This is a genomic window from Arthrobacter sp. SAFR-179 (assembly GCF_059414945.1).
Genome location: NZ_JBPFDM010000007.1, coordinates 125,138 through 150,685 on the forward strand (window position 1 = coordinate 125,138; position 25,548 = coordinate 150,685).

21 protein-coding genes are annotated in these 25,548 nt (G+C 67.3%); 11 read left to right on the forward strand and 10 right to left on the reverse strand.

What is annotated here, in order from left to right; all coding sequences use genetic code 11:
- Nucleotides 1-59: 59 nt before the first annotated feature.
- Both ACR65K_RS12985 and ACR65K_RS12990 read left to right on the forward strand, forming a co-directional pair.
- Nucleotides 60-2,525 (forward strand): molybdopterin oxidoreductase family protein, encoded by a 2,466-nt coding sequence (locus ACR65K_RS12985; protein ID WP_440153231.1) that lies wholly within the window; start codon nucleotides 60-62, stop codon nucleotides 2,523-2,525.
- Nucleotides 2,522-3,004 carry a hypothetical protein gene (locus ACR65K_RS12990; RefSeq protein ID WP_056337926.1) on the forward strand — a complete coding sequence of 161 codons (483 nt, stop codon included), beginning with the start codon at nucleotides 2,522-2,524 and terminating at the stop codon, nucleotides 3,002-3,004. The genes ACR65K_RS12985 and ACR65K_RS12990 overlap by 4 nt, the downstream gene beginning before the upstream one ends.
- A gap of 14 nt (nucleotides 3,005-3,018) precedes the next feature.
- Here the strand turns inward: ACR65K_RS12990 and ACR65K_RS12995 are convergent, their stop codons facing one another.
- A complete protein-coding gene (locus tag ACR65K_RS12995; protein WP_440153233.1) occupies nucleotides 3,019-3,774 on the reverse strand; it encodes a MerR family transcriptional regulator in 756 nt (251 codons plus the stop codon).
- A gap of 220 nt (nucleotides 3,775-3,994) precedes the next feature.
- On the opposite strand from ACR65K_RS12995, the gene ACR65K_RS13000 reads away from it, so the two are divergent.
- From ACR65K_RS13000 to ACR65K_RS13015, 4 genes are read left to right on the forward strand one after another with little or no spacing between them, the layout of a single operon-like run.
- A complete protein-coding gene (locus ACR65K_RS13000; protein ID WP_440153234.1) occupies nucleotides 3,995-4,885 on the forward strand; it encodes an alpha/beta hydrolase fold domain-containing protein in 891 nt (296 codons plus the stop codon).
- A gap of 55 nt (nucleotides 4,886-4,940) precedes the next feature.
- Entirely contained in the window at nucleotides 4,941-5,822 is an 882-nt protein-coding gene (locus ACR65K_RS13005; RefSeq protein ID WP_440153235.1) for a fumarylacetoacetate hydrolase family protein, read from the forward strand.
- Nucleotides 5,822-7,648 (forward strand): FAD-dependent monooxygenase, encoded by a 1,827-nt coding sequence (locus ACR65K_RS13010; RefSeq protein ID WP_440153237.1) that lies wholly within the window; start codon nucleotides 5,822-5,824, stop codon nucleotides 7,646-7,648. The genes ACR65K_RS13005 and ACR65K_RS13010 overlap by 1 nt, the downstream gene beginning before the upstream one ends.
- Nucleotides 7,626-8,861 (forward strand): DUF3500 domain-containing protein, encoded by a 1,236-nt coding sequence (locus ACR65K_RS13015; protein WP_440153239.1) that lies wholly within the window; start codon nucleotides 7,626-7,628, stop codon nucleotides 8,859-8,861. Before ACR65K_RS13010 ends, ACR65K_RS13015 begins: the two co-directional genes overlap by 23 nt.
- A 110-nt stretch (nucleotides 8,862-8,971) precedes the next feature.
- On the opposite strand, the gene ACR65K_RS13020 is transcribed toward ACR65K_RS13015, so the two are convergent.
- The 5 genes from ACR65K_RS13020 to ACR65K_RS13040 form a co-directional block, all read right to left on the reverse strand.
- Nucleotides 8,972-9,187 (reverse strand): AsnC family protein, encoded by a 216-nt coding sequence (locus ACR65K_RS13020; RefSeq protein ID WP_440153310.1) that lies wholly within the window; start codon nucleotides 9,185-9,187, stop codon nucleotides 8,972-8,974.
- A gap of 198 nt (nucleotides 9,188-9,385) precedes the next feature.
- Nucleotides 9,386-10,456, reverse strand: a complete 1,071-nt coding sequence (locus ACR65K_RS13025; protein ID WP_440153241.1) for a quercetin 2,3-dioxygenase — start codon at nucleotides 10,454-10,456, stop codon at nucleotides 9,386-9,388.
- A 127-nt stretch (nucleotides 10,457-10,583) separates the two neighbouring features.
- Nucleotides 10,584-10,883: a DUF4193 domain-containing protein gene (locus tag ACR65K_RS13030; RefSeq protein ID WP_056337946.1), complete on the reverse strand. Its 300-nt coding sequence runs from the start codon at nucleotides 10,881-10,883 to the stop codon at nucleotides 10,584-10,586.
- A gap of 133 nt (nucleotides 10,884-11,016) precedes the next feature.
- Complete coding sequence (locus tag ACR65K_RS13035; RefSeq protein ID WP_440153243.1) at nucleotides 11,017-12,867, reverse strand: glycoside hydrolase family 15 protein; 1,851 nt, start codon at nucleotides 12,865-12,867, stop codon at nucleotides 11,017-11,019.
- 72 nt (nucleotides 12,868-12,939) lie between these two features.
- Complete coding sequence (locus ACR65K_RS13040) at nucleotides 12,940-13,416, reverse strand: hypothetical protein (protein WP_440153245.1); 477 nt, start codon at nucleotides 13,414-13,416, stop codon at nucleotides 12,940-12,942.
- A 183-nt stretch (nucleotides 13,417-13,599) separates the two neighbouring features.
- Here ACR65K_RS13040 and ACR65K_RS13045 point away from each other — a divergent pair, with 183 nt between their 5' ends.
- Together ACR65K_RS13045 and ACR65K_RS13050 are read left to right on the forward strand one after the other, a co-directional pair.
- Nucleotides 13,600-14,196: a TetR/AcrR family transcriptional regulator gene (locus ACR65K_RS13045; protein WP_440153247.1), complete on the forward strand. Its 597-nt coding sequence runs from the start codon at nucleotides 13,600-13,602 to the stop codon at nucleotides 14,194-14,196.
- 5 nt (nucleotides 14,197-14,201) lie between these two features.
- Nucleotides 14,202-15,266 carry a DMT family transporter gene (locus ACR65K_RS13050; RefSeq protein WP_056338194.1) on the forward strand — a complete coding sequence of 355 codons (1,065 nt, stop codon included), beginning with the start codon at nucleotides 14,202-14,204 and terminating at the stop codon, nucleotides 15,264-15,266.
- Here ACR65K_RS13050 and ACR65K_RS13055 read toward each other — a convergent pair.
- On the reverse strand, nucleotides 15,177-15,473 hold the full coding sequence (locus tag ACR65K_RS13055; protein ID WP_235565229.1) for a DUF3040 domain-containing protein: 297 nt from the start codon (nucleotides 15,471-15,473) through the stop codon (nucleotides 15,177-15,179). The genes ACR65K_RS13050 and ACR65K_RS13055 overlap by 90 nt on opposite strands.
- Nucleotides 15,474-15,568: 95 nt before the next feature.
- On the reverse strand, nucleotides 15,569-16,615 hold the full coding sequence (locus tag ACR65K_RS13060; protein ID WP_440153249.1) for an aldo/keto reductase: 1,047 nt from the start codon (nucleotides 16,613-16,615) through the stop codon (nucleotides 15,569-15,571).
- Between the two features lie 178 nt (nucleotides 16,616-16,793).
- Here ACR65K_RS13060 and ACR65K_RS13065 point away from each other — a divergent pair, with 178 nt between their 5' ends.
- Entirely contained in the window at nucleotides 16,794-17,528 is a 735-nt protein-coding gene (locus tag ACR65K_RS13065; RefSeq protein ID WP_440153250.1) for a GAF and ANTAR domain-containing protein, read from the forward strand.
- 162 nt (nucleotides 17,529-17,690) lie between these two features.
- On the forward strand, nucleotides 17,691-19,913 hold the full coding sequence (gene malQ / locus ACR65K_RS13070) for a 4-alpha-glucanotransferase (RefSeq protein ID WP_440153252.1): 2,223 nt from the start codon (nucleotides 17,691-17,693) through the stop codon (nucleotides 19,911-19,913).
- Nucleotides 19,914-19,999: 86 nt separating this feature from the next.
- Here the strand turns inward: malQ and ACR65K_RS13075 are convergent, their stop codons facing one another.
- Both ACR65K_RS13075 and ACR65K_RS13080 read right to left on the reverse strand, forming a co-directional pair.
- Nucleotides 20,000-23,005: an alpha-amylase family glycosyl hydrolase gene (locus ACR65K_RS13075; protein ID WP_440153254.1), complete on the reverse strand. Its 3,006-nt coding sequence runs from the start codon at nucleotides 23,003-23,005 to the stop codon at nucleotides 20,000-20,002.
- A 352-nt stretch (nucleotides 23,006-23,357) separates the two neighbouring features.
- The gene (locus tag ACR65K_RS13080; RefSeq protein WP_440153255.1) at nucleotides 23,358-24,404 is read right to left on the reverse strand and encodes a lactonase family protein; all 1,047 of its coding nucleotides are present in this window, start codon (nucleotides 24,402-24,404) and stop codon (nucleotides 23,358-23,360) included.
- Between the two features lie 280 nt (nucleotides 24,405-24,684).
- On the opposite strand from ACR65K_RS13080, the gene ACR65K_RS13085 reads away from it, so the two are divergent.
- Nucleotides 24,685-25,458, forward strand: a complete 774-nt coding sequence (locus tag ACR65K_RS13085; RefSeq protein WP_440153256.1) for a putative protein N(5)-glutamine methyltransferase — start codon at nucleotides 24,685-24,687, stop codon at nucleotides 25,456-25,458.
- Nucleotides 25,459-25,548 lie beyond the last annotated feature (90 nt).

Genomic DNA, 25,548 nt, shown 5'->3' on the forward strand with positions numbered 1-25,548 from the left:
CCGTTAGGGACAACGTCGTTTTCGATGTTGCCTGCCGGTTCCGGACAGGAGATGGACAGATGACTCGGATTGACCGAATAGCTGAACCATGGGGGACAAGGACACCGTACGGCAGTGGTGGTGAATGGCCGGTCAGGGTGGACAGCCACCTGGCCGAGGGCGTAACCCCGGAGGACGTGGACAGATGGGTCCAGACGGCGTCGCTCCTGCATTCCAACGGTGACGCCATGGATATTGCCGTTAAGGACAACAAAATCGTCGGCGTGCGGGGTAGGGCCTCGGACCGGGTCAACCACGGCCGGCTGGGACCGAAGGACCTGTATGGCTGGCAGGCGAACGCGTCACCTGACCGGCTCACCAAGCCCCTGATCCGGGAGGGCGGGAAGCTGGTGGAAACGGACTGGGACACCGCCATGCAGCGGGTAGTGGACCGGTCAAAGGCCCTGCTGGCGGAACAGGGCCCCAGCGCCATCGGCTTCTACACCACCGGACAGCTCTTCGCCGAGGAGTACTACACCCTGGGCACGGTGGCCCACGGCGGCATCGGCACCAACCACGTGGACGGCAACACCCGGCTCTGCACGGCGACGGCGGCCGAGGCGCTGAAGGAATCGTTCGGCTGCGACGGCCAGCCCGGCTCGTACACGGACGTGGACCACGCTGACGTGATCGCGCTTTACGGGCACAACGTGGCGGAAACCCAGACCGTCCTCTGGACCCGAATGCTGGACCGCCTGGCCGGACCCAACCCGCCCAAGATCATCTGCGTGGACCCGCGCCTGACCCCCGTGGCCAAGGCTGCCACCCTGCACCTGGCCCCGCGGCCCGGCACCAATGTGGCCCTGATGAACGCCATCCTGCATGAGATCATCGCCAACGGCTGGGTGGACCAGGAGTACATTCAGGCCCACACCGTGGGGTACGCGGAGCTGGAGAAAGAGGTCAAAAACTATCCGCCGGCCCTGGCCGCAGAAATCTGCGGAGTGCCGGCTGAGCAGATCTCTGAGGCTGCAAGCATCATCGGCCACGCCGAGCGGCTGCTGTCCACGGTCCTTCAAGGTTTCTACCAGTCCAACCAGGCCACCGCTGCCGCCGTGCAGGTGAACAACATCAACATCATCCGCGGCATGCTGGGCAGGCCCGGCTGCGGCATCCTGCAGATGAACGGCCAGCCCACCGCGGAGAACACCCGCGAATGCGGGGCCGACGGCGACCTGGCCGCCTTCCGGAACTGGTCCAACGACGCCCACATCAAGGACCTGGCCAGGGTCTGGAACATCGACCCCATGTCCATCCCGCACTACTCGCCGCCCACCCACGTGATGCAGATGATGCGGTACGCGGAGGACGGCTCCATCCGGATGCTCTGGGTCAGCGGCACCAACCCTGCCGTCTCCCTGCCCGAACTGGCGCGGGTCCGCAGCATCCTGGAGCAGGAGCGGCTCTTCCTGGTGGTGCAGGACATCTTCCTGTCCGAGACTGCCCAGCTGGCCGACGTCGTGCTTCCCGCCGCCACCTGGGGCGAAAAGACGGGCACCTTCACCAATGTGGACCGCACCGTCCACCTGTCGGAAAAGGCGGTGGATCCGCCCGGCGAGGCCCGGCCGGACCTGGACATCTTCATCGACTACGCCCACCGGATGGGCCTGCAGGACAAGGACGGGCAGCCGCTGATCAAGTGGCACGATCCCCAGTCCGCCTTCGAAGCGTGGAAGGAATGCTCCCGCGGCCGCCCCTGCGACTACACCGGCATCACCTATGAGAAGCTGCGCGGCGGGTCCGGCATCCAGTGGCCGTGCAATGACGAGAACCCGGACGGCACCGAACGCATCTACGCCGGCGGCAAGTTCTGGGCACACCCGGAGTACTGCGAAACCTACGGCCGGGACCTGATCACCGGCGCGCCCGTGGATCCGTCCGAATACAAGGCCCTCAACCCGGAGGGCAAGGCCATCATCAAGGCCGCTGAATACGTCCCGCCGCACGAGCTCCCCAGCCGGGACTTTCCGCTGCAGCTCATCACCGGCCGCACGCTCTACCAGTTCCACACCCGCACCAAGACGGGCCGGGCGCCTGAGCTGCAGGCAGCCGCACCTGACGTCTGGGTGGAGTTGTCAGCGGACGACGCCGGCGCGTACGGGATTGCCGAGGGCGATCTTGCAGAGGTGGAGACACCCCGTGGTTCAGTCCGCGCAAAGGTGCGGATCAGCGGGATCCGGAACGGCGTCCTCTTCCTGCCGTTCCACTACGGCTACTGGGACACCGACGGCGGCCACCAGCCGGACGGGGCGGGCAGGGCAGCCAACGAGCTGACAATCACTGACTGGGACGCGGCCTCCAAGCAGCCCATTTTCAAGACGGCGGCGGCACGCATTACCCGGGTTTCGGGCGGTGACGGGCCGTCCCCGGCACCCACCACCACAGCGTCGGCTCCGGCCGGCGACTTCCCGGAAGAGGCCAGGACCAAGGGGATCGCCTCCGCCCTGGCGGACGAAGCCACGGGCACGGCAGGAGGGGCACGATGAAATTCGGGCTTGTACTTGAGGAAATGCACCGCTCCGAGAACGACCTGGCGCATCACCTGCTGACCATCTCGGAGCGGCACAAAGTGGACCACGAGATCTACCATCTGGCCCGGGACCTGGCGCGCTGGTCCCAGCAGCACGTCCGGGACATAGCGGCCATCGCCGGGAACTACGGCCAGGACCTGGATCCGGAGCCGCGCGGCGAGGCAGGCCTGATGGAAACCCTTCGCGAGAAGGGCAGCGAGATGGTGGGCCGGCGCCCGGAAACCGGGATGCTGCTGCTGCGGGACCTCCGGGAGCTTTACCTGAAGGCCTGCGGCGTATCGGCCGACTGGGAACTGCTGGCCCAGGCCGCGCAGGGGATGAAGGACAAAGACCTCCTGGCCCTGGCCGAAAAATGCCATCCCCAGACCATCCGCCAGATGAAGTGGGCCAACGGCAAGCTGAAGGAGTCCGCCACCCAGGTCCTGGTCAGCTGAAAGGCTCCGGACGGTTATCCGGCCTCGCGGGCTCCTTGCAGGTGCGCCACCAGTGCCTGCATCTGCTGGGCGGACCAAGGCAGGGCCTTGCTGAGTTCGCCACTGTTCCCGTTCCACATGGCGCGGGCTGCCTCCTTGGTGCCCTCGCTGCTGTGAAAGCGGGAGCCCAGCTCGTCCCAGCGGCGCACCAGGTCCCTGGCCTCGGGGCTGGTGGCGGGGATCCCGCCGTCGACCTGGCGCAGGCCCTCCTCAACCATGCCGGCCCATTCAGTCCGTGCGTCCTCCGTGGCCTGCCGGCCCAGGTGGGCGCGCCGCTCGGCGAGCTCCCGGCGCTGATCTTCGGTGAAGTAGTCCTCAAACATGCTCATGCCTTCCAACACGGTTACGAATAAGGCGGGGGCGGCGTCCCCGTCGTTGTTGATACGATCCAGCAGCTCCCGGATGGTCTGCTGGAGCTGCTCCAGCTGCCGGGCCTGCCCGCCCAGGGCGTCCAGCTGCCGCTGCAGCAGATTCCGGATCGGCTCCGGATCCCCTCCGGGCTGGTCCAGCACGGCGGCGATCCCGCCCAGCGGCACACCGAGGCTGCGCAATGTCCGGATGCTGTAGAGGCGCTGGAGGTCCTGCCTTGTGTAACGGCGGTGGCCTGCCGTTGTCCGGACGCTTGCCTGGAGCAACCCGATGCGGTCGTAGTGGTGCAGTGCCCTGACCGTGACGCCTGTCGCTGCTGCCAGCTCGCCAATGCTCCAGCACTGTTCGTCCAGATGATCCATAGCCCCACCGTAGGACCTGACGCAGCGTCAGATTCAAGTCCTGGCATTTACTGTTTTGAGCCCGCAGGCTCGCGCTTTCCAAACGGGTTTCATTGAGTGAAACCGGCGGCGCGTCCGTTCCTGTCCATGCCCCAGAGTTGAGTCCATGAAGGCGGACGCCGATAGTGGTCCGCTCCCAGCCATCCAGGACAGAAACGGCGCGGCACACATGGAGTCAACGATGACGGCACTGCGGATCCAACGGGGGATCGAGTTCGCCCGGCCACAGAATGCCGGGCCGCTGCTGCTGGACCTCTACCTCCCCGGCTCCCCGGCTGAGGGCCAGGAGCAGGGCGGGCGGCCTGCCGTGATCCATTTCCATGGGGGAGGCTGGCGGGTGGGGGAGCGGTCCTCGCTGGGGCCGGGCGTGGACGGCTTTGGCCTGAGCCCCATCGAACAGCTTGCGGAGGCCGGGTTTGTGGTGGCCTCCGCCGACTACAGGCTGACGGACGTTGCCACCTTTCCCGCCCAGCTGCTGGATGCCAAGGCAGCGGTCCGCTGGCTTCGCACCCATGCCGCTGAGTACGGGGTGGATCCGCGCCGGATCTACGCCTGGGGCGATTCGGCAGGCGGCCACCTTGCCGCCCTCCTCGGACTGACCGCCGGAGCCGCGGAATTCGCTGAGCTGGAGGGCGCCCTGGAGGCTGACGGGGACGACCATGTTGCCGCGGTTGTGGCCTGGTACCCGCCCACGGACCTGGAGCGGATAGGCGGACAGGCCAGGCCGGACGCCGTGGCGCGCGCCGATGACCGCGGCTCCCGCGAGGCGCTGCTGCTCGGCGCCCGGCCGGCCGACGCCCCGGACAAGGCCAAAGCGGCAAGCCCCCTCACCTACGTGCATACGGACGCGCCGCCCTTCCTCCTCATCCACGGAACGGCTGACCGGTTCGTCCCCGTGGAGCAGTCCGCCGGCCTGGCCCAGGCGCTCGAAGGCTCCAATGCCGCCGTCGAACTTCTCCTTCTGGAGGACGCGGACCATATGTGGCAATTGCCGGACGGCAGCAGCCGGGCCGCCGAACAGGCAACCGCCGCCACCATCGATTTCCTTCGCCGCCAGGCGCAGCAGCACTGACCACCACTTCCTCCGGAGCGCCGATTCGCCCGGAACAGACCCGAAAGGCCCCTCCATGCAGTTCATTGGCATCACGCACCACGGCGAACCCTGGGCAGCAGCGCTCGCCGGCTCCCGCATCCTCCCGCTCGCTGCCGTCGCCGATTTCTGGGCCGACGCGGAGGGATGGCAGGACAAGGCCGCAACCCTGGCTGCCGGCACGGCCGGGCAGGACGCGTCCGACGCCGGCGCCTGGCTGGAGCGCGGCACCGTCACCGAAGTGCCGCTCGTCCCGGCCTCCGCACGGGTCATCTGCGTGGGCCTGAACTACAAGGCGCACGTGGCCGAGGGCAGCTTCAAGGACCAGGAGCTGCCGCCGTACCCCACTCTCTTCGCCCGCTGGACGGCGTCCTTGTCCGTGGGCAACGTCCCGGTTCCCGTCCCCGCAGGCGAGGCGGGGCTGGACTGGGAGGGCGAGGTGGCCGCGTACATCGGCAGGCGCGTCGAGTCCGCGGACGAGGACACCGCTGCCGGCGCCGTTTTTGGCTACTCCACCTTCAACGACATCACCTCCCGCAAGGCCCAGAAACTCACGTCCCAGTGGACCCTGGGCAAGAACGGCGACTTCAGCGGTCCCCTGGGTCCACTGGTCAGCCGGGACGAGGTGGGCGACCTGCGGGACGGGCTGCAGGTCCGCACCCGCGTCAACGGCATCGAAGCCCAAAACGGCAACACCCGCGACATGATCTTCTCCGTCCCGGCCATCATCGCGCTCATCAGCCAAACCTTCACGCTGCACCCCGGCGACGTCATTGCCACCGGAACCCCGGAAGGCGTGGGCTACGCCCGGACCCCCCAGTGGCTGCTGCAACCGGGCGACACCGTCGAGGTGGAGATCGAGAAGCTCGGCACCCTCACCACCCCCGTGGGCGATCTCTCCCTCCGGAGCCGTGCCTGATGAGCACGTTCCAGAACGCCAATGCCGCGGACATCCCGGAGGAGGCGCGGGTCCTGGTTTCCGGCGGCGGCCCCAGCGGCCTGTTCCTGGCCCTGGACCTTGCGTCCCGCGGCGTCCCCAGCACCGTCATTGACCCGCGGACCAGCGTTGACCCCACCCGGCCCCGGGCCAAGACCACCAACGCCCGCACCATGACGCACCTGCGCCGGCTGGGCCTGGCCGGCGCGCTCCGGAAGGCGTCACCGCTGCCCGTGGAGTATGCCCAGGACGTGATCTTCTGCACCGGACTCACCGGCCCTTCCACCCATGAGCTACGCCGGTTCCGCAATGCCTTCCAGTTGGTTCCAGGCCCTTACGGGCCCCAGCCGGAGTGCGGCCAGCAGGTCCCGCAACCGGTCCTCGAGGAGGTGCTCCGCGCCGCCGTCGCTGACAACCCACTGGTCACGTTCGTGACCGGGTGGACCGTGCAGGAGGTCCGGGGGCCGGGCGTTGCAGGAGGCGACGCCGGCCTTCCGGGCGCTGGTCCTGACGCCGGCACTCATGGGGAGGCAGCCACGGCGCCGTACGCCGTCGTCGTCGCTGATGTTTCCGGTAGCCGCCGCACCATCCACGCGGACTACGTGATCGGGGCCGACGGCGGGTCCTCCGCGGTGCGCCGCAGCCTGGGCATCCGCCTGGAGGGCGGCTCCGCGGCCCTGTCCAACATCAGCATCCTGTTCCGCTCGCAGTCACTGGCCTCCGCCGTGTCGCTGGATCCCGCCGTGCAGTACTGGGTGGTGGGGTCGGAAACCTCCGGGATGGTGGGGCCCATGGACCTTGCCGATACCTGGTGGGCGATTGTCCAGGGCGTGGATCCTGCCGTGACCGTCACCGCGGCTGATGCTGGCGCCATGGTCCGCTCGCTGGTAGGCGCTGAAGTGGACGTCGACGTGGTGGCTACCGATCCCTGGACCGCCCGCATGCTGCTGGCCCCGGAGTACAGCCGCGGGAACGTCTTCCTGGTGGGCGACGCCGCACACCTCAACCCGCCGTGGGGCGGCCACGGCTTCAATACCTGCATCGGTGACGCCGCCAACCTGGCCTGGAAGCTCGCCGCCGTCATCAACGGCTGGGCCGACCCCGGCCTCCTGGCCAGTTACGAGGATGAACGCCGGCCGGTGGCGGCCCGCACCATCCGCGACGCCGCGGAGAACGGCAAGGCCCTGGCCTACCACTTTGCTGATCCGGACCTTGCGCTCGCCGGTCCTGCCGGGGATGCCGCGCGCCGGGCCGCCCACGACGCCCTCGCCGTGAAGCAAAGCGAGTTCGATTCGCTGGGCCTGGTGCTCGGCTACGCCTACGGCGGCTCGCCCGGGGTGGTGCCGGACGGTTCATCCCTCCCCGCTGAGGACCCCATCCGCTACGTCCCGTCCGCGGTTCCCGGGGCCCTGCTCCCGCACGCGTGGCTGCCAGACGGCACCTCGCTCTACAGCGTCCTGGGGAGGGGTTTCACCCTGCTGGCCGACGCCGGTGCGCTGGGCGGGGTGCCGGCGGCGACAGTCTTCGAGCCGGTGCTGGCGGCCGCTGCCCGGCAGGGCATTCCGGTGACCGTTACCGCCGTCGGCTGTTCCGTCGAGGGCACGCCCCTTTCCCAGGTTTGGGGCGCCACAGCCGTGCTGGTCCGCCCGGACCAGCACGTGGCCTGGCGGGGCAACTCCGCCGCCGCCGCGGCTGATGCCCTTGCTGCCGCCGCCGGCTGGGCCAGACATACCCAAGCGCGCCTTACCGAACCATCAGCTTCCCTTGAGAACACCAGGAGCGCCCGTGTCGACGCCGTCATTCCGTGATTACCTGTTTTCCCCCGACCACCCGCGAGTGGCGGAAATCCGTCGACTGAGCCCCAGGGAGTACGCCGAAGCTGCCAAGAGCGACCCGTTTGCCGGGCCCATGATCGAAGGCTGGCAGAAGCTGTATCCGCGGCCCTTCACCGGCATCACCAGCGACGGCGAGCGCCGGGAGGGCCTGTATCCGCTGGCACCGGCCCGGCCCGGGGAGGAAGCTCCCACCGCTGAGATGGTGGCCGCGGCCCGTAAGCTGCTCGATGCCGTCGATTCTGAGCAGGCCCGTCAGCTCGGCTACGCCGTGGATGCACCCGAATGGCAGAGCTGGGCCAATCCTGAATTCATGCAGCACGACACCGGGCTGCGCCTGGACGAGCTGGATCCGCCCGTCCGTGACGCGGTCCTGGGGACGGTGGAGGCAAGCCTGAGCTCGGCCGGTTTTGAGCTGGTGCGGAACCTGATGCGCATCAACGGATTCCTGGGCCACCTGGTGGAGCTGCCGCTGCTGATGAACGAATTCAGCTACAACTTCGCCCTGTACGGGGAGCCGTCCGAGACCGAACCGTGGGGGTGGCAGCTCTTTGGCCACCACGTCGCCCTGAACTGTGTGGTGGTGGGGACGCAACTGGTGATTTCGCCCGTGTTCATGGGCGCGGAGCCGGACATGATCGACGCCGGCCCGCACCGTGGCGTGAAGGTTTTCAAGGAGCGCATCGCGCTGGCCCGGCAGTTGATGGGTGCGCTGCCTTCAGAGCTGCGCGCCGGGGCTGTTGTGTATGAGTCGATGGTGGACCCGGCCATGCCCGAAGGCCGCCTCCACCCGGGCGATGAACGGCACCTGGGCGGCTGCTTCCAGGACAACAGGGTGATCCCGTACGAGGGCATCCCGGTGGCTGACATGCCTGCCGATGCGCGGAAGCTGCTGGACGCGGTGGTGGATGACTTCATCGCCTACCTGCCGGACGGACCCCGTGCCGCCCGCCGTCGGGAAATCCATGATCACTATGGGGAATCGTTCTTCAGCTGGATCGGCGGCTGGAAGGGGGAGGAAGCCTTCTACTTCCGCCTGCAGAGTCCCGTGGTAGTCCTGGAACTGGACCACCACACCGGCGTGTTCCTCAGCAACGACCAACCCGCCCCGTTCCACATGCACACCGTGGTCCGCACGCCCAACGGCAACGACTACGGCCGCGAACTGGTCAGGCAAGCCGTCTCCTAGATCCCCCATCGATTGCTGAGTAGCTGCCGTTTTCGGCCCCGAGAACGGCAGTTACGGAGCAATGGATATCCCTCAAACCGAAGGCCGGGCTTCCGTTTGGATGTCCGGCCCTACTGCTTCCCGTATTTGCGGTGCACGGCTTGTTTGCTCACGCCCAGGCACAAGGCGATCGCTTCCCAGGACAAGCCCGCCTGCCGTGCACGCCGGACCAGGGATGCCTCGGCCCGGCCCACCTCCTTTTGCAGTTCGGCCACCGCATACAGGGCATCCGCAGGTCCTTTCCCGTCCATTGATCCCACCAGCGTCTTCATCCGCTCCACCTCCATGCCGTCAACATTAGTTGACAAAAAAGCGGCCCGTCAACAGATGTTGACGGGCCATTTCTGTCCGGCGGTTTAGTCCCGGATTTCCATTTGGAAGTCCGGCCCTTCGCGTTGAATGAAGATCTCATCGAGTGCTCCGTAACTGCCGTTATCAGCGCTCAAAAGGGCAGGTACGGAGCAATCGATGGCGTGGTTGGCGGGTTAGGGGATATCGAGTGCGGTGCGCCGCTGCGGCGGCGGGCCCACCACTGTCAGGTCCATCTCGGCCTGGGCGCGGCCGAAGCCTTCCATGTCCATGAAGGGCTCGCCGCCTTCGGTGTACATATAGTCCTCGGTGGGCTGGTTGAAGTACTCGAAGAACCCGTTGAACACGGACGGGGTCAGGAAGCCCACCATCTGGGTGTTGTGGGCGTCGAACGCGAACGAGTGGATGGTCCCGGCGGGGGCGTGGACAAAGTCGCCCTTGGTCAGGAGCATCTCGCGGCCGTTGGCATACAGCCACATGCGGCCCTCCGTGCAGAGGAAATTCTCCGTGTGCTCCGAGTGGAAGTGCAGCGGAATGTAGGGGCTCTTTGCTCCCTTGGTGTGCACGGCGAAATAGTTCGAACCGGTGTTGGCCGGCCGGGACAGGTAGGTGAACATCGTCTGGTAGCTGACCAGCCGCTCACCCTCCCCGGCGCTCAGGAAGTAGGGGCTCTGGGCAGGCGGAAGGCCGGCGTCGTGCTTGAACGACGGCGCCACGCGCTCCACGTCCGGGAAGGTGATGCCGAACTCGGCGCCCACCTCGGCCTGCTCATGCAGGCTGGCCTGGTGTCCGGGCCGCACCGGCGGGACGTGCGATCCGATGGGTGTGCCCACCCGCTCGTAGTACTTTTCGCCGCCGCCGGGCGTCATCCAGTTCAGGAAGCGGGTGTAGTGGCTGGCCATCCGGTAGGCGTGCGGGGTGTTCGGCGGGATGACCACCGAGTCACCTGGGGTGAGGATCCTGCTCTCGCCGGGCAGCCAGACGTGCAGGATGCCGTCGAAGACGTAGAGGGTCTTGTGCTCGATGCTGTGGCTGACAAAGGGGGACTCGGCCCCCATGCCGCCGGAGATGTAGGCCGCGCTGAAGATGCCGCCCGTATCGGCGGCGCGGGCGATGACCGTCACCAGCTGGCCGTTGATTTCGTAGCGTGCGCCCTCGCCCGACGCCATGTAGTACGGGACCGCCTCTCCGGGCAGCACGTTGGCCGCCGGGAGCTGCTTGTTCATTTCCTCAACGCTGAGGGACATGGTTTCCTTCTTTCCAGTCGGCCGGCCTTTGCCGGAGCGTGACCTACATCATGGCTGGCCTTCGCTCCGGCCACGAGTGCGGATTCCAATGGTTGAAACCAAAACGCGGCGGGCCGTCGTCCCCCTGCTAGCCCTCACATTCCTTGCAGTACTTCTTGCCGTCCTTTTCCCGGGCCAACTGGCTGCGGTGGTGGACCAGGAAGCAGGACATACAGGTGAATTCGTCGGCCTGCACCGGGACCACCTGGATGAGGAGTTCCTCGTTGGAGAGGTCCGCGCCGGGCAGCTCGAAGCTGTCCGCCAGGTCCGTTTCGTCCATGTCGGGAGCAGCCTCCCGGCGGGCGGACTTGTCGGACTTCAGCTCCTCCAGTGCGACGTTCGGCTCTTCCTCGGGTGTCACCCGCGGAGCGTCGTAGTCAACTGACATGTGGTGTGTTCTCCTGTCCAGCTGCTGATGTCCAGATTGTTCCGGACAGATCGACAACGCCGGGCGCGGGCAACAAATTCCCGTGCCGGGCTGGATGCCGGCGATGGGCGGCCGCGGGTGGCGGCACGTCGGCTCAGCCCGTGCTCTGGAGGCCGGGGTTGTCGCGCAAGGCCAGGGCTGCCTGGACCATGGCGGCATGGGTAAGGCATTGCGGATAGTTGCCCAGGAAGGCGCCGGAGGCGGGGTCCACTTCTTCACTGAAGAGTCCCAGTGGGGACGCCAGGTCCAGCAGAGCGCTGAAGGTTTCCCGTGCCTCGCTGGTCCTGCCGGTCATGGCCAGCGCCTGCACCAGCCAGAATGAACAGGGCAGGAAGGCGCCCTCGCCGCCCTGCAGGCCGTCCTGGCCCGGGGGGTACCTGTACAACAGGGGCCCGCCGGCGCCCAGTTCGTTCCACACTTCGTCAACGGTTGTGCGGACCACCTCGGAAGCAGTGTCCTCCAGCCCGATCAACGGAAGGACCAGCAGGGCGGCATCAAGGTCCTTGGATCCATAGGTCCGCGTGTAGCAGTTCCGGTCCGGGTCCACTCCTTTGCTTTGGATCTCAGTGCCCAGTTGGTCCAGGGCGGACTGCCAGCGCCGCCGCTGGCGCTTGCCCAAGCGGTGCGTGGCGCCGATCCGCAGCGCCCTGTCCAGCGCGAGCCAGGCCATGAGTTTGGAGTGGACGTGGTGCGCGGCGTCGGCCCGGATCTCCCAAATCCCGGCGTCCGGCGCGGACCAGGTGTCCGCCACCATGTCAGCGAACCCGCGCATGGCCCGCCATGTCTCCGAATACAGCCGGTGGCCGCCCGCCACGAGCACCCAGGCTGCGTCCAGCACCCAGCCATATCCGTCGAGCTGATGCTGCCCGGCCGCGCCATTGCCGGTCCGCACCGGCACACTTCCCGCATATCCAGGCCACCCGCGCAGGACGCGCTCCCGCGGCACGCGGCCGCCGGACAGAGTAAGCAGGGCCGGGAGCCGGGGCCTCTGGAGCCGGCTGGCATGCAGCAGCCACCCCAGGAAGCCCAGGGCTTCGTTCGTTTTCCCGGCGTGCAGGAATGCGGCCACTCCGATGCTGGCGTCACGGGGCCAGGCAAACCGGTAGTCCCAGTTGCGGATGCCGCCCGGGTTCTCGGGCAGGGATGTGGTGGGCGCCGCCACCGGCGCGCCTGAAGGTGAGTAGGTCAGCAGCCGCAGGGTCAGCAGGCTCCGCAGCACCTGGGCGCGGAAGGGGATGCCCGTGTCCACCTCCGCGGCCCAGTCCTCCCACCGCTGCTCGTCACTGCACACCAGATCCCAGGCCGCTTCCGGATCCACGTGGATGAGCGGTTCCCCGTAGGCAATGGCGAGGACAAGTGTCACCGGCCGCCCGGGGTGCACCATCACCGTCTGCTGGTGGCCGGCCGGTAGCGGGCATCCCTCGCTGAAGCCCAGCGATACCGCGAGCGGGCCCCATTCACACACCAGGTCCTGGCCGCGCCTGCTGACCCGCGGTTGGCGGTGGTTTTCGCCGAGCCGTGGGGTGAAGCGGACGACGGCGGCAACAGGACAGTCGTGTGCGGTCAGCCGCCGGACGAAGAGCGTGGTGGGCAGGAGTGCGCCGGACACCTCGGCAACCATGGCCTCGGTCAACGTCAGCTGCCCGCCGCCGGAGGACCATGTTGTTTCAAGCGTGGCGGTGTTGCCGCGGTAGCGCCGGCTTACCAGGTGCGCGGCTCCGGCGGGACCGGCCACGAACTGCCCCGCCTCCCGTCCGCCCAGCAGGGCGCCGAAGATGGGCTCGCCGTCGAACGCGGGGGCACACATCCAATCCACCGAACCTGCGGAGGAGACCAGGGCTGCGGTCCGGGTGTCACCCAGCAGGCCGTAGTCAGCGATCGGTGCGGGTTGCCAGGCCGCGGCGAAGGGCGCGACGGCGGCGCGCGGCTCCGGAGGTGTGTTCAATTCTGGTGCGGCCGGACGCTTCGGTCCGGATGCTGTTTTCACAGTGCCCTCGGTTTCAGAATGCCAGCGGTTTCACAGTGCCCTCAGGAGGAGGCCAAGAACAACGCCGTACGCAACGTGGGCGAGGATGGCCACGGCCGGGGTTTGGATGCCGTAGTTCAGTCCCAGTAGGCCCGGCGGTTCCAGTACCGCCGTGCTGGAGGGGCCGGCCCGGGTGGAGGCCATCCGAGGGTGCACGCCGGGCAGCAGCGGCAGGATGACGGTCAGTGCCACGCCCACGTGGAGCAGGCCCAACAGTGCACCGATCCACCAGGTGGCCCTGCCCAGGAGGGCGAAGCCCGCGGCATATCCGAGGGCGAAGACCTGGCCCACCGCGAGATGGATGAAGAACCCGGCAACCCGGGCCCGGTCGGGATCGGGCGTCACAAGGGTGCCCAGCACCAGCGGCAGGTCCAGCCGGGTCAGGCCGGCCATCTGGGCCGCGATCATGATGAGTGTCAGGAGGGCGGTTGCCAGGAGGCCGAAGAGCCCCCATCCTTGCCAGTCCATTTCATGCCGCCCAACCTTGGAGCCGCTGGGCCGGGGAGCTTGCTTCGCCGGAGGGGAACCGGACTTCTACTTGCTTGAGCATCGGAACCTCGCTCTAAAAATGTATATCTTGAATTTAGAACTGGAGCACTTACGTGTCAAGTAGGTAGACTGGGCTACCTACCAATGTCGCGAGGAGTGCCCATGTCCATTTCAAGCCCGGCCTCGCCGGCGCGCCCTCCTGCCCGCCAACTGCTGCTTGAGGCGGCCGCCCGGCTTTTCTACGCCAACGGCGTGGGCGCCACGGGGATCGACGCGATCACCGCCGAAGCGGGAGTGGCGAAGAAGAGCCTGTACAACAACTTCAGGTCAAAGGCGGACCTGGTGGCCGCATACCTGGAAGCCCGGCACGGGGAATGGCTGGAGCTTTACCGCCGGCGGCTGGAAACGGCCGGCACTCCGCGCGAAGAGGTCCTGGCGGTCTTCGACGCCTACCTCGACCACGCCAACTTCGTCTACCGGCACGGTTTCAGGGGCTGCGGGCTGCTCAATGCGGCGGCCGAACTCCCGGCCGGGGACCCCGGGAGGGAGGCGGTGCGCCGCCACAAGGAACAGGTGCAGGAACTCCTTTCGCAGCATGTGGCCGGGCTGCTGCCAGGCCGGGAAGAGCTGTCCCCGGGACTTGCCGCGCATCTGGCCTTCCTGCTGGAGGGAGCCATGGCCAGGGCAGGCCTTGAAGGACACGATGCGCCCTTGCGGGACGCCCGGTCCATCGCCGGGCAACTGCTGGACGCCCTGTGAACAACATGCCTCACCATCAGCAGGCCGGGCGTTGGGGAGCGCTCTCCGTCGTGGCGGCATCGATCCTCTGGGGTACCACCGGAACGGCGGCCACCTTCGCGCCGGCCGTGAGCCCGCTGGCCATCGGTGCCGTGGCTATGGGACTCGGTGGGCTGCTGCAGGCGCTGTACGCCGCACGCCATATCGCAGCCCAGTGGGGCAGTCTTCGTGCGCGGTGGGGCCTGGTGTCGCTCGGCGCTGCGGCGGTGGCTGTCTACCCCCTCGCCTTCTACAGTTCCATGCACCTCTCCGGAGTGGCCGTGGGAACAGTCGTCTCCATCGGTTCGGCGCCGGTGGCCGCGGCCCTTATCGAACGCTTCGCCGACGGGAAGCTGCTGGACAGGCGATGGATTTTCGGGGCGATGCTGGGAATCGGCGGAGCCGCCCTGCTGTCACTCGCCGGACATTCACCGGGGCCCAACGCGCCGGGCCCCGGAGGGGATTCCTGGACCTCGACGGCGGGAATCCTCCTGGGGCTGCTGGCCGGAACCACGTATGCACTGTACTCCTGGGCGGCCCATCGCCTGACCGGCCAAGCTGTCACCTCCCGGGCCGCCATGGGCGCCGTCTTCGGCCTCGGCGGGATCCTCCTGATGCCGGTCCTTGCCGCGACCGGCGGCCCGCTCCTGGAGTCCTGGCGCGCCGCTGGTGTGGGTGCCTACATGGCGGCGGTGCCGATGTTTGCCGGGTATCTGCTGTTCGGCTGGGGACTGGCCCGCGTGGGGGCGAGCACGGCCACTGGCATCTCCCTGCTCGAAACCGTCGTGGCAGCCGTCCTGGCCGTACTCGTGGTGGGCGAACGGCTCCCGGCACTTGCCTGGCTCGGCGCCGCCGTCGTCCTCGCCAGCCTGTTCATCCTGACGCCGCGGAGGCAAACCCGTGCAGCAGCAGGGCGCCGGGCAGGCTCAACAGCAGCGCCTGGGCCGCCGCCATCAAGGCCGTTAACCGGTAATTTGCCGGCCTCCGCTCCGGGCCAGCACCGTGGGACCGAGCAGCAGGCAGGCGCCCAGCCCCAGCAGCAGAATCCCTAGCACTACCGCGCCCGGAGCCGGCAGCCCCGCCCCTGCAATGATGAGCACCAGGCCGACCAGTGCCGCGGCCGTCCCCGGGAACAGCCCTGTGGGGAAACGGCGCGCCGGATAGCCGGACAGCAGTTCCATGGCCAGATGGGGATCGTCCGCGATCAGCCCCAGCTCCAGCTCCTTGAGAAGGCGTCGCTCCTCATCGGACATTGGCATGGCGGGCCCCTGTTCCCTGGGCGGCGGTATCGGTATCGACCGTAGGAGCCTTCTACCGGTTAGTCAATAGTCCCGGGCGCAGGGCTGGAAGCCGCCTACCGCCGTCGCAATTCCGCGAACTCGATGGACGGCACAATGGCACCCGCGTCCCGCTCCACGAAGTTGGTGCCCGGCGGCACCAGCTCGTCGATGGCATCCAGCACCGTCTCGCCCAGCTGGACGTCTGCCGCACGCAGGTACGCCTGGAGGTGCTCGCTGCTGCGCGGGCCGATGATCACGCTGCTGATGGCGGGATGGGCCAGGGCAAATCCCACGGCCAGGTCCACCAGGGACAGCTCCAGCTTGTCCGCCAGCCGGGCCAGTGAGTCCGCGGCAAGCAGCTTCCGCTCACTCGAGGGCCCGGAGATGTCATAGCGGCCCGGCAGTGTGTGAACCCGGGTGGGCGGCTTGCCTGATTCGAGGACAAAGCTGCCGGACAGCCAGCCGCCGGCCAGCGGGCCGTAGGCAAGCACCCCCAGGCCGTACTGCTGGGCGATGGGCAGGACGTCCCGTTCGTTGCCGCGGACCAGCATGGAATAGGGAACCTGGTTGCCCAGCGGCGGGATCAGATGGTTGGTGGTGGCCAGCCACTGCGCCTCCACCAGCTGCGCCGGCGTGAACACGGAGGTGCCGTAATACAGGATCTTGCCCTGGCGGATCAGGTCGTTGAGGGTGGTGATGGTCTCCAGGACGTCGGTGTTGTAGTCCGGCCGGTGCGCCTGGTACAGGTCGATCCGGTCTGTCTGCAGCCGGCGGAGGCTGCCCTCGACGGCCTGCATGATCCAGCGCCGGGAGTTCCCGGAGTGCGCCGGATTGGCGCTCATCTGGCCATGGAACTTGGTGGCCAGGAAGACGTCGTCCCGGCGGCCGCGGAGCGCCCGGCCCACCACCTGCTCGGACTCGCCCTGTGAGTAGACGTCGGCGGTGTCAATTGCCGTGATGCCGGCGTCCAGGGCTGCATGGATGATGCGGATGCTTTCATCCGCACCGGTGGGAGCGCCCTGCGGGCTTCCGTTCCCCTCGCCGAAATTCATGGTGCCAAGGGTGAGGGGACTGATGGGGGTTCCCGACCGTCCGAACACCCGCAGTTCACTCAGGCTCATCTGCGGTTTCCTCCATTCAGTTGCCGTGCCTTGGATCGTCATGAGGCTACACAGCCTGGATGGACCGCCGCAGATTTCCGCCTTAGTCCTTCTCTTTTCGTCGCACGGAGTAACCGGGACCGGCGGGAATGACGTTTTGTGGCGCGCAAACGGCCGGGCATCATGCCTATATTGGGGGATGGGCACCATCAAGAGCGACGACCAGTTCGTCCAGCTGCACGACCTCATCATCGGCAGCAGCAACGTGGCTGACTTCCTGACGGAGCTGTCCTCTGTTGCAGCCTCCACACTCAGCGATGACGCGGGCGCGCCCATCGAGTGCGGGGTGACCCTGCGGCGCCGCAAACGCAGCGTCACCATTGCCGGCAGCAGTGAACGCGCCGTCATCCTGGACAAGCTGGAGCAGGCGCTGGGGGAGGGTCCGTGCCTCGCGGCGCTGGAGGTCATGAGCCCCATGGTCCTGGCAAATGTCGAGACTGATAACCGCTGGCCCAACTACCAGAAGGTCCTGGCCGAGCATGGCTGCGGCAGCGTCCTGGGCGTCCCCCTTGCCCTGGACGAACACCAGTCCGCCGCGTTGAACTTCTTCGCCGCAGAGCCGGACGTCTTTGCTCCCGAAACCGTCCACCGGGCTGAAGCGTTTGCCGATCTCGCATCCCGCGCGCTGCGGCTGGCGCTGCGGATCGCCGATACCCAGAACCTGGCGGATGACCTGAGGGCCGCAATGGCGAGCCGTACCACCATCGACGTTGCCTGCGGCGTGATCATGGCCCAGAACCGGTGCAGCCAGGATGAGGCCATGGCCCTGCTCGCCAAGGCGTCCAGCCATCGGAACCAGAAGCTGCGGGACGTTGCCGCCGGGATCCTGGGCCGGGTCAGCGACGGGGGAGTGCGCACACACTTCGATCCGTAGGCCGTGCCCTGGACCCGTCAAGACCCGCCCGCCTGCAGTCCCGGTTTCGCCTCCGCCCCGCCCTGCAATAATCTGAACCAACGGTTGTGCACGGGGGTGTCGGCGCCCGGTACAACAGCAGCACTGTAAGTTCCGGGACCATCACAGACGAGGCGGACACCCATGACGGCTTCAGGCCAACAGCATGCAGAACGGCCCACCACTACGGCAGGCCCTCCTGCCGCTGCCCCTGGGCCGGTCGATCCGCACCTGCTGCAGCGACTGGCGGACGCCCATGGGGTGGGTACGTCCTTCCAGGGCTGGGACGGGCTTCCGCACTCCGTTGCCCAGGAGACGCTGATCAAGGTGCTGGCCGCCCTCGGCGTTGAGGCAAACACCAACCGGCAGATAGAGGCTGCCCTGGCGGAAGCGGAACTGGCGCCGTGGCGGCGGATGCTGCCGCCCGCCGTCGTGATTAAACATGGCGAGCCGGCGCAGGTGCCGGTCCATGTCCGTGACGGCGCCACCGCGAGCGTAACCATAACCCTTGAAGGGGGAACCGGGGAACGGGAAGCCGTCCAGCAGGATGTCTGGGTCCAGCCCAGGGAGGTCGACGGCGTATCCAAGGGACGTGCCACGTTCTCCCTTCCCCGGGACTTGCCTCTGGGGTGGCACACTTTGCACGCGGAGTCGGAAGGCGTCACCGCCACCGCCACCCTGGTGGTGACGCCGCCGCGGCTGGCCACGGCAAAGCCGCTGGAGGAACGCCGCGGCTGGGGGCTGGCCACGCAGCTGTACTCGGTCCGGTCCAAGCGGTCATGGGGCATCGGCGACTTTGCGGACCTGGCCGATCTGACGGCCATCAGCGGCGGGCGCGGCGCCGACTACGTGCTGGTCAACCCGCTGCACGCGGCTGAGCCCGTGCCGCCGGTCCAGCCCTCGCCCTACTCGCCGTCCACCCGCCGGTTCTTCAACCCGCTCTATATCCGGATCGAGGCCATCCCCGAACTGGCCTACCTCCGGCCGCGGAAACGCGCAGCCCTGGAAAAGCTGCACGAGGAAGTGGCAGGGCTGAACCGGGAAGGTGCCCGCCTGGACCGCGATGCCGTGTACGCGGCGAAGCTGCAGGCACTTGAAATGCTCTACCACACCCGCCGTTCACCCGCCCGGCAAGCCGCCTTCGACGAGTTCTGCCGCATCTCCGGCAGCGGACTGGAGGATTTCGCCCTATGGTCGGCCATCCGGGAGGACCTGGCGCCGGACGACCCGCTCTGGAAGGACCCGGCCTACGCCATCGGAACCCCGCAAGCGGAGGCCCTGCGGACCAAGCTGGCGGACCGGATCGGGTTCCACCGCTGGCTGCAGTGGATCTGCGACGAACAGCTGGAAAATGCGCAGCGGACTGCCCTGCGGTCCGGGATGCGGCTGGGCGTGGTGCACGACCTCGCGGTGGGCGTGGACCACAGCAGCGCCGACGCCTGGACATTGCGCGGCGTGCTGACCCCCAACACCAGCGTGGGTGCCCCGCCGGACATGTACAACCAGCAGGGGCAAGACTGGGGCCAGCCGCCGTGGCACCCCGCCCGGCTGGCCGAGGCGGGTTACGAACCGTTCCGCAACATGCTGGCCAACGTGCTCCGGCACGCCGGCGGCATCCGCGTGGACCACATTTTGGGCCTCTTCCGGCTGTGGTGGATCCCCATGGGGAACGCTCCGGGGGACGGCGCCTACGTCCGCTACGACCACGAGGCCTTGATCGGCATCCTCGCCCTTGAGGCGCATCGCGCCGGTGCCGTGGTGATCGGGGAGGACCTGGGCACCTTCGAGCCATGGGTGCGTGACTACCTTGCGGCCCGCGGGATCCTGGGCACGTCCATCCTTTGGTTTGAGTACGACGGCGATTCGCCCCTTCCGCCGGAAAAGTACCGCACGCAGGCGCTCGCCAGCGTCAACACCCACGACCTCCCGCCCACCGCCGGTTACCTGGCCGGGGACCACGTGGGACTGCGGAGCCGGCTGGGGCTGCTGGAACGGTCCGAGCAGGAGGAGCGCACGGAGCACAACGCGTCCCTGGAGAAAATGTTCACCCTGTTGCGTGAACATGGTTACCTTTCCGAAGGGGTTGCCGGGGGTGCGGAGGGGCAGGCATCGGAGGAGCACACCATCGAGGCGCTGCACCTCCTGCTGGCCCAGGCGCCGTCGGTACTGCTGGGCGTGGCCCTCGTGGATGCGGTGGGGGAGCGGCGGGTCCAGAACCAGCCCGGAACCACGGAGGCCCTCTACCCCAACTGGCAGGTGCCGTTGGGCGGCCCGGACGGCAAGCCCGTCTACCTCGATGACCTTCCCGCGAACAAGCGGTTCAACTCGCTGCTTGCGGCGGTGGAGGGAGCCCTGCACGGCGCATAAGCGGGTAGCGAAAGCAACGAGGCCCCGCCGCTTTTGTCAGCGGCGGGGCCTGTTGCTTTCGTGGTTACCTTGTTTCGGAAGGTGAACTAGCCTGCGGTGATCACATGGGTGAAATGGTCATAACGGAAGGTGACCGGGCCGCCGTCGTGCTCAAGCACGATGTTGGCCCCCGGCGTTGCCCCGCCGGCCCCGTAACTGACGTCCCACGCCTTATTGAGGGCCGCCTTGAACTCGTAGCTTCCTGCCGGCAGGTCCGGAACGGAGAGCTTCCACACGAGGTCTGCCGGGTCCAGCACCAGCTGCGCCTGGCTGCAGGCAGGCTCCCAGTCCGAGGCGCAGCCCAGTTCGCTGTCCATGCTCCCGGCAGCGGCCACGGCAGCCGGCTGCTGTGAAGCGTAGACGGCGCTGAGCAGGTGGGTGCTGTTGTCGTAGCGGAAGGTGACCCTGCCGCCGGGGTGGTCCAGCACGATGTTCTGCCCGTTCAGTTGGCCGTCGGCGCCGTAGTTTTCGTCCCAGCCGCCGTTGAGCGCCGCCTTGTATTCGTACTTGCCGACCGGCAGGTCCACGGTCAGCCGCCAGATGCGGTCAGCCGGATCCAGTTTCATCCGCGCCTGGCTGCAGCCCGGATCCCAGTCTGCGCTGCAGCCCATTGCCTTGTTCAGGGACCCGGCCACCGTGACCGAATCGGGCTGCGGGGCCTGCCCCACCGTGACGGTCCTGATGTCGCTGGTGACGTTGAAGCCGGGGCCGGCCATCGAGGCGCGATACTGGACCTTGGTGCCATCGGCCAGTGCGGAGACGTCGTCGGTTGCGGAGTAGACGGGTGACGACGAGTCGGTGCCCACCGCGGTCCAGTCCCCGCCGTTGACACTGCGTTCGAAGGACACCACATGGCTGGCCTTCTCCGGATCGGCGGTGGCGCTCAGCTCAACCTTGCCTTCCACGCTGCTGCCCTCCGCGGGCTTTTGCAGGGTCAGGACGGGCGCGGGGACTGCTGCTGAACGGCTCCGGCTGGTGGCGGTATGCCCGCCGTTGTCCAGGACGGTGGCGCGGTACTCCAGCGGCGTGCCGGCGTCGAGCGCCGCCACGTCGTGGAACACCTGGTACGGCGCGGTGTCGTCCGTGCCGATGGGCTGCCACTGGCCGCCGGCCGTCCTTGCCTCAAAGGTGACCTCGTAGAACGAAGCACCATCGACGTCGGCCGTTACGTTGATGCGTCCGTTGTCAGCCGGCGCGGCGGCCGGCTGCTGGAGGGCGACGGCGGGAGCCTCCTTGGAGTGCGGAATCCGTCCGGAGGATTCGTAGACGACGGCGGAGAGCGGCGGGACGGTCACGGTCAGTTTGGCGTCGTCCGAGGTTTTGGCCTCGTCGGCGCCCTCGCCGTAAATGCGCGTGTAGCTGCGCTTGGCGATGTAGGTGGGGACCTGGGCGGTCTGAGGCTGGGCGCTGTTGTTCAGGGCAACCACGTACTCGCGCTGGTCCCGGGCATCCGTGCGGGAGAAGGCATAGATGCCGGGTCCGTCGGAGGCGTAGCGGTGCTGGTGCGCCCCGTTCCGCAGTGCCGGGTGCTCCTTGGTGAGTGCGGCCAGTTCGCCGATCTTGGCGTAAAGGGGGTGGCCCGGGTTGAAATTGTCGGTGGCGTGGGTGGCGTCCGTGCCCAGTAGGTCGTCGTCCAGGTAGTCCGGCACCTTGCTGGCGAAGAGCGTCTGGCGCGCGTCCTGGTCGCCGCCGGGGCCGGTGAAGCCCTGTTCGTCACCGTAGTAGACCACTGGGTTGCCGCGGGAGAAGTACATCAGCTCGTGGGCCAGGCCATCGCGGGCCACCTTCTCGGCGTCGCTTGCGGCCGGGTTGTCCTGGGCGATGAAGCTGCCGATGCGGCCCATGTCGTGGTTGCCCAGGAAGGTGGGCAGTTCGTAGACGTTGGAGTCGGCATCGGTGTACCAGTCGTCGCCCGCGAAGAAGGACTGCAGGGCCTTGGCGTCCTGGCTCTTGGAAGCGAAGTTGCGGGCAGCGTCCTGGAAGGGGAAATCCAGCACGGCCTGCATCTTGTTGCGGGTGGTGAACTGCGACGTGAAGCTCTTGGTGGTGTCGAAGACTTCGCCGAACATGAAGAACTCGTCCTTGCCGTGCTCCTTGGCGTAGTTGAGGACGTTGGGGCCGAATTCCTGCCAGAACTCGTTGTTCACGTGCTTCATGGTGTCGATCCGGAAACCGTCCACGCCAAAGTCGCCGATCCAGGACTCATAGATGTCTTCCATGCCGTGCACCACGGTGGGATTTTCGGTGAAGAGGTCATCGAGGCCAAAGAAGTCGCCGTACATGGAGTCTTCACCGGTGAAGGTGGTGTCGCCGCGGTTGTGGTACAGCGTGGGGTCGTTCAGCCAGGCAGGGACCTTGAGGTTTTCTTCACCGGGAGCCAGGACCGGCTTGTAGGGAAATGACGTCCTCGCATCCAGCTTGGGGAAAGTTCCGGTGCCGGCGTAGTCACGGTCATCGAAGGTTTCGCCCGAGGCCGTTTTGTAGGGGACGGCGTCCTTTGAGACGTAGCCTTTACGGTCGCCCTCCTGGTAACCGATCACGTCAGCTGTGTGGTTGGTGATGATGTCGAAGTACACCTTCATGCCGCGGGAGTGGGCATCCTGGATCAAGGCTTTGAGCTCGTCGTTGGTGCCCAGGTGCGGATCGATCTGGGTGAAGTCCGTGACCCAGTAGCCGTGGTAGCCGGCTGACTTGTCCTCCGGCTGGACGGCCTTGTTCTTGAAGCTGGGGGTCAACCAGATGGACGTGGTGCCCAGGCCCTGGATGTAGTCGATCTTATTGCGCAGGCCGGCCAGGTCCCCGCCGTTGTAGAAGCCCTTCTTTGCGGGGTCGAAGCCGGAGACCATCGGGTCAGGCCCCAGGCCGCCCTGGTCGTTGGCGGTGCTGCCGTTGCTGAAGCGGTCTGCCATGACGAAGTAAAAGTTCTCGTCCGTGACGGGTCCGCGGAGCGAATGGAGTGCGGAGGAGGATCCTTGGCCCTGGGTGCCGGGATTCTTTGGATCGTTAAGGCCCACCGCGGCATGGGCCGGAAGGACTGCCGTCGAAACCGCCACGGCGGCTGCCAGGAGGCCGGCTGCGGACCTGGCCGCGATGGCGTGGCTCAGGCTGCTTGATCGAGGGGCTGTGGGGTGCTGTGGTCCTGCGGGCTTTGGCCGCAGTTGGGCGCGTGGGGGCGCGCCTGAAGGGGTGCGGAATAACAAGGGTGAGACCTTCCTGGGAAGCAGCGCTGCTGTACAGGCTTGCCGTTGACAAGGGATGCGGCAGGAGGGTTCGAAGGACAGCATGCTGACCTGTGAACCAAGTCACAACTGTAAGCGCTTGCACTGAATTACTCCAGTGTTTGGGGGTGGTCCCCTATGAGTCCGGGCACGAGCCCTTGTCAGGAAGTCCTGGCTGTATCTGCGGTCAGCCGGCGGAAACCAGGGCTGTAGGCGATGGGGTGGCGAGATCATGAAGCCTCGGCCCCGGGAGTCCGGTGACGGGATCCAACTCAAACGTGGCGATGTTGTCCGACCTCTCGTGGGCCACGTGCAGCCAGCTTCCCCGGACCAGGTGGTGCCGCGGCCAGTCCCCGCCGCTGTCGAAGTCCTTGACGGGAATCAGTTCGGTGCCGCCTGCTGCCACTTCCAGGACGCTGATGATGTTGGATCCGCGGACGCCGGCGTACGCGAAGTTTCCCTGTGGGCCAAGGCAGATTTCGGCAGCGGAATCACCGTCCTGGCTTCCGCCGGCGGTGGCGGGTCCGCGGAATACCAGCTCATAGGTGCCGGCATCGGGCCGGACCACGAAGACCTCCACGGAGTATTCCGACACGATGAAGACATTGCCCGAAGGGTGCTCGACCATGTGCCGGGGACCGCTGCCGTAGGGGAGTACCACCTCATGGTCGGCCACCAGCCCGGAACCCGGCTTATAGTTCCAAATTCGAAGGGTGTCATGACCCAGGTCCGTGGTCATCACCCGTCCGTCGCTCAGCATCAGGCTGGCATGGGCACGGCTTTGCCTGGGGCTCCCGGGAGAAAGGCTCGCGTGGGGGTCAACCGACGGTGCGGCGGGGAACCGCCCGGCCAGGCCGCCGTCTTCATCCAGCTCGTAGAGCAGGACCTGCCCGTCGCCCCAGCAGGCTGCGGTGGCAAACCGGCCGTGCAGGTCCACAGCCACGTGGCAGGTGGCCTCTCCGGCCGGTTCCGGTGCTCCAAACAGTTCCAGCGCAAAGTCGCCCCGGCGGCGGTAAGCCTGGACCTTTTTGCGCTGCTCGGCTGCCGCGTACACCACCGGCAGCGCGGGATGGACGGCCAGGAACGACGGCGACTGCGCCTCCACTGCGGTGCCAAGCCATTCAAGGCTTCCGTCCTGGTGCTCGCGGGCAGCCCCGATGCCTTTGGCGCGGCCGCCGCCGTCGGGGGTGTAGGTGCCGATCCAAAGAATGTCGCTGGCTGTTCCCATGATCATGGTCCCATCCTGCCAAGAACCGGGACCCATTCCCGTGCATAAGGCCACCTATTAGCATGGGATTTCCAGCAACGGACGAAGGAGGCGGGCCCATGACAGCGGTAACAGGTTTGGTTGTCCCCGCCCGCCGTCCGGAGAGCGTGGGTTAGCAGGCATGGGAGTGCCCGCCGGCTCAACGGAGGGCGTTGCTGTGCCGCGTCCTGGATCACGGGCTGTCCGCAGCCCTTCTCCGTCTCCCGGCTCTTCCCCACCGCGGGACTTCGACGGCGTTGTCTCTGCCTTGAGATCCGCGGGCTGCGTCTTCGCGGAGGAAGAGGCCCGCCTGCTGCTCGCCGAAGCCTCAACTCCCGCTGACCTTGCCCGGAACGTCCAACGCCGCGTGGCAGGCGTCCCCCTGGAACTCATCCTGGGCTGGGCGGAATTTGCCGGCCGCCGCATTGTGGTGGAGCCGGGTGTCTTTGTCCCCCGGCGTCGGACCGAGCTGTTGGTCACCGAGGCACTGGCGCTGCTGCCGGAGCGGCACACGCCTGCACCCGCCGTTGTCGTTGACCTCTGTTGCGGATCCGGTGTCGTGGGAGCAGCCATCGTTCATCAGGCACCGTGGGTGGAACTGCATGCCGCGGACATTGAACCTGCGGCTGTTCGGTGTGCCCGTCGAAACGTTGGGCCGATGGGCGGCCAGGTGCATTCAGGGGACCTGTTCGATGCCCTGCCGCCGGGGCTGCGCGGCGAGGTCCGGGTGCTGGTGGTCAACGCTCCGTACGTGCCCACGGAAGCTATCCGCACCATGCCGCCCGAGGCGCGCCTGTACGAACCTGTTGCCTCCCTCGATGGCGGTGCTGATGGCCTGGACTTCCACCGCCGTGTTGCTGCCGGAAGCCCTGGGTGGCTGGTTCCCGGTGGTCATCTGCTGATTGAAACCAGCCAGCGGCAGGCAGCGGGCACATCTGCGATCCTGGCCGCTGCCGGTTTCGACACACGGACGGTCCGTTCAGAGGAAGTGGACGGCACTGTCGTGGTCGGGCGCCTGGCGACAGGGGACCAGCGAGCATAGGCATCCTGCGCGGTTCATCAGCCCAGGATCCCTACATCCGATGCGGCCTCGGCCCCGCAGCACCCCCAAGTGGCGGTCCATCTTAAGCCG